The organism is Longispora urticae, from assembly GCF_053902585.1.
Map to the genome: position 1 here is coordinate 74,442 of NZ_JAQZSH010000045.1, position 7,083 is coordinate 81,524.

7 protein-coding genes are annotated in these 7,083 nt (G+C 69.7%); 3 read left to right on the forward strand and 4 right to left on the reverse strand.

Translation table 11 applies throughout. The features are described from left to right. Positions 1-99 precede the first annotated feature (99 nt). The 3 genes from PT931_RS32040 to PT931_RS32050 form a co-directional block, all read right to left on the reverse strand. A complete protein-coding gene (locus PT931_RS32040) occupies positions 100-1,500 on the reverse strand; it encodes an MFS transporter (RefSeq protein ID WP_456249457.1) in 1,401 nt (466 codons plus the stop codon). Between the two features lie 114 nt (positions 1,501-1,614). Continuing rightward, the gene (locus PT931_RS32045; protein WP_456249458.1) at positions 1,615-1,968 is read right to left on the reverse strand and encodes an ArsR/SmtB family transcription factor; all 354 of its coding nucleotides are present in this window, start codon (positions 1,966-1,968) and stop codon (positions 1,615-1,617) included. Between the two features lies 1 nt (position 1,969). After that, entirely contained in the window at positions 1,970-2,413 is a 444-nt protein-coding gene (locus PT931_RS32050; RefSeq protein ID WP_456249459.1) for an SRPBCC domain-containing protein, read from the reverse strand. 327 nt (positions 2,414-2,740) lie between these two features. Here PT931_RS32050 and PT931_RS32055 point away from each other — a divergent pair, with 327 nt between their 5' ends. The 3 genes from PT931_RS32055 (at position 2,741) to PT931_RS32065 (ending at position 6,029) form a co-directional block, all read left to right on the forward strand. Then, positions 2,741-3,565 carry a p-hydroxycinnamoyl CoA hydratase/lyase gene (locus PT931_RS32055; RefSeq protein WP_456249460.1) on the forward strand — a complete coding sequence of 275 codons (825 nt, stop codon included), beginning with the start codon at positions 2,741-2,743 and terminating at the stop codon, positions 3,563-3,565. Beyond that, the gene (locus tag PT931_RS32060; RefSeq protein ID WP_456249461.1) at positions 3,562-5,115 is read left to right on the forward strand and encodes an AMP-binding protein; all 1,554 of its coding nucleotides are present in this window, start codon (positions 3,562-3,564) and stop codon (positions 5,113-5,115) included. Before PT931_RS32055 ends, PT931_RS32060 begins: the two co-directional genes overlap by 4 nt. 215 nt (positions 5,116-5,330) lie before the next feature. Further along, entirely contained in the window at positions 5,331-6,029 is a 699-nt protein-coding gene (locus PT931_RS32065; protein WP_456249462.1) for a DUF899 domain-containing protein, read from the forward strand. Positions 6,030-6,215: 186 nt separating this feature from the next. Here the strand turns inward: PT931_RS32065 and PT931_RS32070 are convergent, their stop codons facing one another. After that, entirely contained in the window at positions 6,216-6,986 is a 771-nt protein-coding gene (locus PT931_RS32070) for an SDR family NAD(P)-dependent oxidoreductase (protein WP_456249463.1), read from the reverse strand. Positions 6,987-7,083 lie beyond the last annotated feature (97 nt).

A 7,083-nucleotide genomic window follows, 5' to 3' on the forward strand; every position in this document is an offset into this window, starting at 1 on the left:
ATCGCGGCGGAACAGGTGCACCTCTTTCTGCGCGGCAGGTCGGTCCGCGCCGTGGAGTCCCGGGCCGGACTCCGTGCGCGCGGGGACCTGTCGCCCGGCTCAGTCCCTGGACGCGGCCAGGTCGGCGGCCGGAACGGGCGCGCGGTTCTCGTTCCGCTCGCGCAGCCCGAACCAGACGAGGACCACGCTGAGCATCGTCACCACCACGTCCACGCCGAGCGCGAGGCGGATGCCGTTCAGCTCCACGGCCTGCGTCGCGGCGATCGCGCCCAGGATCGGGATACCGACGGTGACGGCCACCAGCTGGGTCATCGAGGTCAGGCCCGTGGCCAGGCCCTGCTCCTCGTTCGGCAGACCCGAGGTCCCGGTCACGGTGTACGCCACGATGGCGGTCACGTGCCCGAAGAAGCTGACGAACAGCGCCGGGATCATGATGGCGAGCCCGATCCGGTCGGCACCCAGGAACACCAGGGGCAGGGTCGACATGCCCTGGACGATCATCCCGACGGCCAGGATCGTGCGGGCGCCGTGCCTCCCGATGAACCGCCCGGCGATCACACCGGCGGCGACGGCCGCGAGGCCGGGGACGCCGAAGATCAGGCCGGTGACCAGCGGGGAGAGGTGCAGGACGTTCTGCATGTAGAGCGTCATCAGGAAGATCATCCCGGTCTCCATCGCGAAGATGATCAGACCGGCGTAGTTGCCCCACTTCACCGTGGGCCGCTTGAGGATCCGCACCGGGGTGAGCGGAGCCGGCGCGCGCAGCTCGATCAACCAGAACGCCGCCAACAGCACCACGCCGACGACCGCCGCGATGATGTTCTTCTCGACGACGGCGTAGGTGACCGCCAGCAGACCACCGGTCACGGTCACCGCGCCCGGCAGGTCCAGCTTCACCCGGGCAGGCACGTTGCTCTCGCTGATCAGCAGCGGCGTGACGATCAGGATGATCACGGCGACCGGGATGTTGATGAAGAACGCGGCCCGCCAGCTCAACAGGCTGACGAGCGTGCCGCCGACCAGCGCGCCGACGGTGAAGCCGCCGGAGAGCAGGGCGCCGTTGAGGCCGAGGACCCGGTTGCGCAGGGCGCCCTCCGGGAACGTGCTGGTGAGCAGGGACAGCCCGGCGGGCGCCGTCATCGCCGTGGCGAAGCCCTGCAGGACCCGGGCGATCAGCAGCATCTCCGGGTTCGTGGCGAAGCCGCCCAGCAGGGAGGCCGCGGCCAGCAGGACCATGCCGGCCAGGAACAGCCTGCGCCGGCCGAACAGGTCGGCCAGCCGGCCGAACAGCAGGGTGAAGCCGGCGGCGGGCAGCGCGTACGCGGAGATGATCCACGGGAGCCCGGTCAGCTCCAGTCCGACGCCCGCGGCCACCCCGGGCAGCGCGACGTTCAGGATGGAGAAGTCGACGGACAGCATGAACCCGGCACCCAGCAGGACGAGCAGGATCATCTTCTGCTTGCCGGTGAACCGTGGAGGCGAGATTGCGTCGGTAGTCATGAGACGGTGCCCTTCTTCGAGAACCCGGAAATGTCAACGGTCGGTCGGCAGGCGCGGCGAACTGTCAGCCGTTCCGCCTGCCGACCGAGTCGAACCGCCCGCGCACGCTGTGTGTTACGCCGCATCCCGCTCCGCGGCCTCGGCCAGGCGTTTGATGGTCGCCAGCCGCCGGTCCCAGTCGGCCGCGAGCGTGGACATCCACCGTGCCGTGGCGTTGAGTGCCGCGGGTCGGACCGCGTACCGGACCTCGCGACCGACCCGCTGGCCGGAGACGAGCCCGGCGGCGTCCAGGACGGCGAGGTGCTTGACCACCGCCTGGCGCGTCACGGGCAGCCCCTCGGCGAGGGTCGTCGCGGTGACCTCGCCGTGGGTGGCGAGCAGGTCGAGCAGTTGACGTCGCGTGGGGTCGGCCAGTGCGATGAGGACGCTGTCGACCCCGGCACCGGCGGCACGACGTTCGTGCGTCACATTACGACTTCTCGGCGCGCGTCTTGACCGCGTCGAGGACCTGGGGCCAGCCGCTGGCGTTGTCGGACAACGACTTGCTGCGCTGCTCCTCGGACACGTCGAGCGCCGCGAACCCGCTCTCGACGACCCGGAGCCGCGTCGTGGTGTCGCCCTCCGCGGTCAGCGTGAACTCCACGAGGGTGCTGTTGTCCTCGCGCAGCTCCTGCCCGGGGAACGCGGTGACCCAGCGGTACGCCACGTAGGTCGGGGCCTGGACCTTCTCCACGCGGACCGGGAACTCGCCCCACTCGGCGTTCTTGGCCAGCATCGAGTCGCCCTCCTTGGCGACGGCACCGGTCAGGCTCGCCTCGTCGGCCACCCAGAAGCCCGGCTCGGCCACCAGGGACCAGACCCGCTCCAGGGGCGCCTCGATCACGGTCTCGCGCTCGATCAGTTCGTTGCTCATGGTGGGGCTCCTTCGCCGTGGCCATTATGTGCAACTTGATAGTTGCACATCGTCCGGGCGGGCGCAACCAGAGAGTTGCGCGCCGATCGCTCGCCGTGCGGTCTCCGGCCCCGCGTCGGGGGAGTCGAAGAACAGGACAATTCCGACGGGTACGGGGTGCGGTCGGGCCCGCGCGGGCCCAGCAAGCTCGGAGAAGCCAGACGGACGCCGGCCCTGTGATGCTCGTACCCGTGGGTCGCTCCACCAACGCGGGCGCGTCGCGGACTCCCCGGTTGAGCGGTCTTCGGCTGCGCGTGGATGTGTCGTCCAGAGGAGAGAAGGCCGAACATGATCGAGCTAGAGACGGTGAACCTCGAGATCGAGGGGCCGAAGGCCACGGTCTACTTCAACCGACCGGCCAAGAAGAACGCCATGAACCCCCAGATGCACAACGACATGCACGAGATCCTGGACGCCATCGAGGCGGACGAGCGGGTCAAGGCGGTCGTGATCACCGGTAACGGCAACAGTTTCAGCGCCGGCATGGACCTCGAGGAGTGCTTCCTCAAGCCCTACGACGACCCGATGCTGTTCTACAAGACGAACCTGGTGGCGCTGAAGTGGTTCCAGCGCCTGAAGGCGTTCCCGGCCGTGACGATCGCCAAGGTGAACGGGTACGCCTTCGGCGGTGGGTTCGAGGTGACGGGGCTGTGTGACCTGGCCGTCGCGAACGAGTCCGCGAAGTTCGGCCTCTCCGAGATCAACTTCGGCATCTTCCCGGCCGGCGGCGCCTCCTGGGCGGCGACCCACAACCTGCCCCGCAAGCAGGCGCTCTACTACATCCTCACCGGGGACACGATGACCGGTCGGGAGGCGGAGACCCACGGGCTGGTGAACAGGGCCGTGCCGCTGGAGGAGCTCGACGCGGAGACCGACCGGATCGTGGCCAAGATCGTGAACAAGAACCCGGTCACCCTGCGGCTGGCCAAGGAGGTCTACGAGCGCACCACCACCCTGGACCTGCCGGCCGCGATCGACTACGACCAGGCCAAGCTGTGGGAGCTCGCCCGGCTCACCAGCAACGAGTGGATCAACGTCGCGCTCAAGCAGTTCGAGAAGCGCGCGTACCAGCCGGGCCTGAGCACGTACAAGCGGGAGGAGGTGGCTTCGTGATCTTCACCGGCACCCGGCCGAGCGTGCCCATCCCCGAGACCTCGGTGACGACGTTCGTGCTCCAGAAGGCGGACGAGTACGCCGACCGGGTCGCGATCGTCGACGTCACCGGCGGCAACGCGTACACCTACGGGCAGCTCGCCTCCGCCGTGCGGCACGCGGCGAGCGGACTGCGGGCCCGCGGCTTCGGGAAGGGCGACGTGCTGGCCATCCTCGCGCCGAACGTGCCCGAGTACCCGATCGCGTTCCACGCCGCGGCCACGGCGGGCGGCACGGTGGTGGTGCTCAACCCCCTCGACACGGCGGACGAGCACGCGGCCCTCCTCAACGACGCCGGCGCGCGCCTCCTGGTGACCGTGCCGTCCGAAGTGGACAAGGCGCGGACGCTGACCCCCCGGACGAAGCTCGAGGAGATCATCGTGTTCGGGGCGGCCGACGGCGCGACCCCGTTCGCCGCGCTGCTGGCCGACGACCGCACCCCGCCCGACCCGCCCATCGACCCCGCCCGCGACGTGGTCGCCCTCGTGCACTCCAGCGGCAGCACCGGCCACCCCAAGGGCGTGATGCTGACCCACCGCAACATGGTCGCCAAGGCGCTCCTGACCAGCCTCGTCGCGCCCAACGGCGAGGGCGAGCGGGTCCTGGCCGTGCCGCCGTTCCACCACGCCTTCGGGCTCACCATGATGATGAACGCCAGCCTGCTGGACGGCGCGACCCTCGTGACCATGCCCCGCTTCGAACCCGAGGCCTTCCTGCGCGCCGTCCAGGACCACCGGATCACCCGGCTGTACATCGTGCCGACCATCGCCGTCCTGCTCGCCCGGAGCCCGCTGGTGGACAGGTACGACCTGTCGTCGCTGCGCTCGATCGTCTCCGGCGGCGCGAGCCTGGACCCGCAGATCGCGCGCCTGGTCCGCGAGCGGCTCGGCTGCCACATCAGCCAGGGGTACGGCCTCACCGAGGCGATGGTGTCGTTCATGCAGCTGGAGAACCCGGTGACGCCCGGGTCGGTCGGCCGCAACGCCCCGAACGTCGAGTGCAAGATCGTCGACGTGACCACGGGGGAGGAGCTCGGGCGCAACCTCGACGGCGAGATCCTGATCCGGGGCCCGCACGTGATGAAGGGCTACCTCAACGCCGAGGAGGCCACCCGCGACGTCCTCGAACCGGACGGCTTCCTGCACACCGGCGACCTCGGGCACGTCGACGACGACGGGGAGCTGTTCATCGTCGACCGGATCAAGGAGCTGATCAAGTACAACGGGCAGCAGGTGTCGCCGGTCGAACTGGAGGCCGTGCTGATGGCGCACCCGAAGGTCGCCGACGCCGCCGTGGTCGGGGTGCCCGACGAGGCCACCGGCGAGCTGCCGAAGGCCTTCGTGGTCGCCAACGGGCCGGCCACCCCCGAGGAGATCATGGCCTTCGTCGCCGAGCGGGTCGCGCCGTACAAGAAGGTCCGGCGGGTCGAGTTCGTCGACCAGATCCCGCGTACGCCGGTCGGCAAGATTGAGCGCCGGACGTTGAAGGAACGCGGGCGCGCGGCCCGTTAGTCCCGCGGTGTCAGTACCCGGATGGTGGTCTTCCGGTGTTTCCCCCGCATGGGGAATTACGGCCGGAAGACGCCAATCTGGAAGAAGAACAATCGCGTGTTCTTCGGCATCCTGGTAGAGGGTGTTCTCCCATTCGGGACTCAGGTGACACCATTCTTCATCCCTTGTGTCGGGTCCCGGTGGAACCATTCCGCCGACAGCACTGAGGAGAACTGATGAACCTTCCGACAATTGTCTCCAGGGCAGAGTGGCTGGAGGCCCGCAAGGCTCTGCTGGAGAAGGAGAAAGAGGTCACCGCCGCGCGGGACATGATTAACGAGGCGCGCCAGAACCTGCCGATGGTCAAGGTGGACAAGGACTACCGCTTCGAGGGGCCGAACGGCACGGTCACGCTGCTCGACCTGTTCGAGGGGCGCCGCCAGCTCATCGTGCGGCACTTCATGTTCGCCCCCGGCGACAAGGTCGGCTGCATCGGCTGTTCCATGCAGACCGACAGCATCGGGGACCTCTCGCACATCTGGGCGCGGGACACCAGTATCGTGCTGGTCTCCCGCGCGCCGCTGGCCGAGCTCGACGCCTACAAGGCCCGGATGGGCTGGACCATTCCGTGGTTCTCGTCCGGGGACAGCGAGTTCAACCGCGACTACGAGGTCACCACGGACCTGGGCGAATCGCCCGGGGTGAGTTCGTTCATCCGCGACGGGGACGACGTCTTCCACACCTATTCGATCTACGACCGGGGTGGGGAGATCTTCAAGAGTTTCTACAACTATCTGGACATCACCCACCTGGGCCGCCAGGAGGCCCAGCTCGAACACCCGTGGGACTGGTGGCGGCGCAAGGACGAGTACGACGACGCGACCGCCGCGGCGCCCGGTACGAACCACTGGAACGGCACGCGGTTCAAGTCGTGACCGGGGCCGGGTCGCGGAAGGTGCCCTGACCCGGGCATGTCAGGGGTGCAGGGGCAGGGCCAGGTGATGGTCCTGCCCCTTCCCGTGCGCCGTGCGCCGGACGGTGCGGCGTGTTCGGTCCGGAGGTGGCGCGGTGCGCGCGTGCGGAGCAGGCGGAGGGCGCGGTGCGCGGGGTGGCGCGGTTCCTCAGTCGACGATGGCCCCGCAGCTCAGGTTGACGACCGCCGCGGACATCGCCGCGGCGTCGTCGGAGGCCAGGAAGGCCGCCGTGCCGGCCACGTCGGCCAGGCTCGGCAGCCGGTCGAGCAGCGTCATGCCGTTGAGGTAGGCCCGGAACTCGGGCAGCGGCATCGGCAGGTCGGGCGCCTCGAGGGTGTCCTCGATCCGGTGCGGGCGGAGGCAGACCACCCGGATGCCGTACGGTCCCAGCTCCGCGGCGAGGGTGCGGCTCAGCGCCTCCACCGCGGCGGCGGCGACCCCGAAACCACCGGTCCCGGCGATGGCGAACCGGGCGGTCGACGCGGACAGGGTCAGGACGACCCCGGAGCGGCGCGGGCGCATGTGCCGGGCGACCGCCAGGGAGGTGAGGAGCTGCGAGGACGTCCAGGTCACCACCGGGGCGAGGAAGTCGGCGAGTCCGAGGTCCGCCAGGGACACGCCCTGCACGGCGTAGACCCCGACCGCGTTGAGCGCCACGTCGACGGCGCCGGCCTCCCGGGCGACCTCGGCGACGTACCGGGTCACCTCCGGCTCGTCCGACGCGTCGACCCGCGCCGCGTGCGCCGTCCCGCCGGCCGCGACGATCTCCTTCACCACGCCCTCGACCGACGACAGGGTCCGGCCGCTGGCGTAGACCGTCGCGCCCTCGTCGGCGAACCGCCGGGCGACCGCTCCACCCACCGCCCCGCCGGCGCCGAAGACCACTGCCACCTTGCCGCTCAACCGACTCTGCATCATGCCGACATCATATGATATGTACCATTTGGGCGGGTGGGGTTGAGGGTTTGCGGGGCGACCGGCCCCATGCCGGAGGGGGGGACGGGCATCGCGCCCG

What these genes read in the sequence shown, in the direction of transcription:
- PT931_RS32040 (WP_456249457.1), bottom strand. Translation starts at nt 1,500, where the DNA reads ATGACTACCGACGCAATCTCGCCTCCACGGTTCACCGGCAAGCAGAAG.
- PT931_RS32050 (WP_456249459.1), bottom strand. Translation starts at nt 2,413, where the DNA reads ATGAGCAACGAACTGATCGAGCGCGAGACCGTGATCGAGGCGCCCCTG.
- PT931_RS32055 (WP_456249460.1), top strand. Translation starts at nt 2,741, where the DNA reads ATGATCGAGCTAGAGACGGTGAACCTCGAGATCGAGGGGCCGAAGGCC.
- PT931_RS32065 (WP_456249462.1), top strand. Translation starts at nt 5,331, where the DNA reads ATGAACCTTCCGACAATTGTCTCCAGGGCAGAGTGGCTGGAGGCCCGC.
- PT931_RS32070 (WP_456249463.1), bottom strand. Translation starts at nt 6,986, where the DNA reads ATGATGCAGAGTCGGTTGAGCGGCAAGGTGGCAGTGGTCTTCGGCGCC.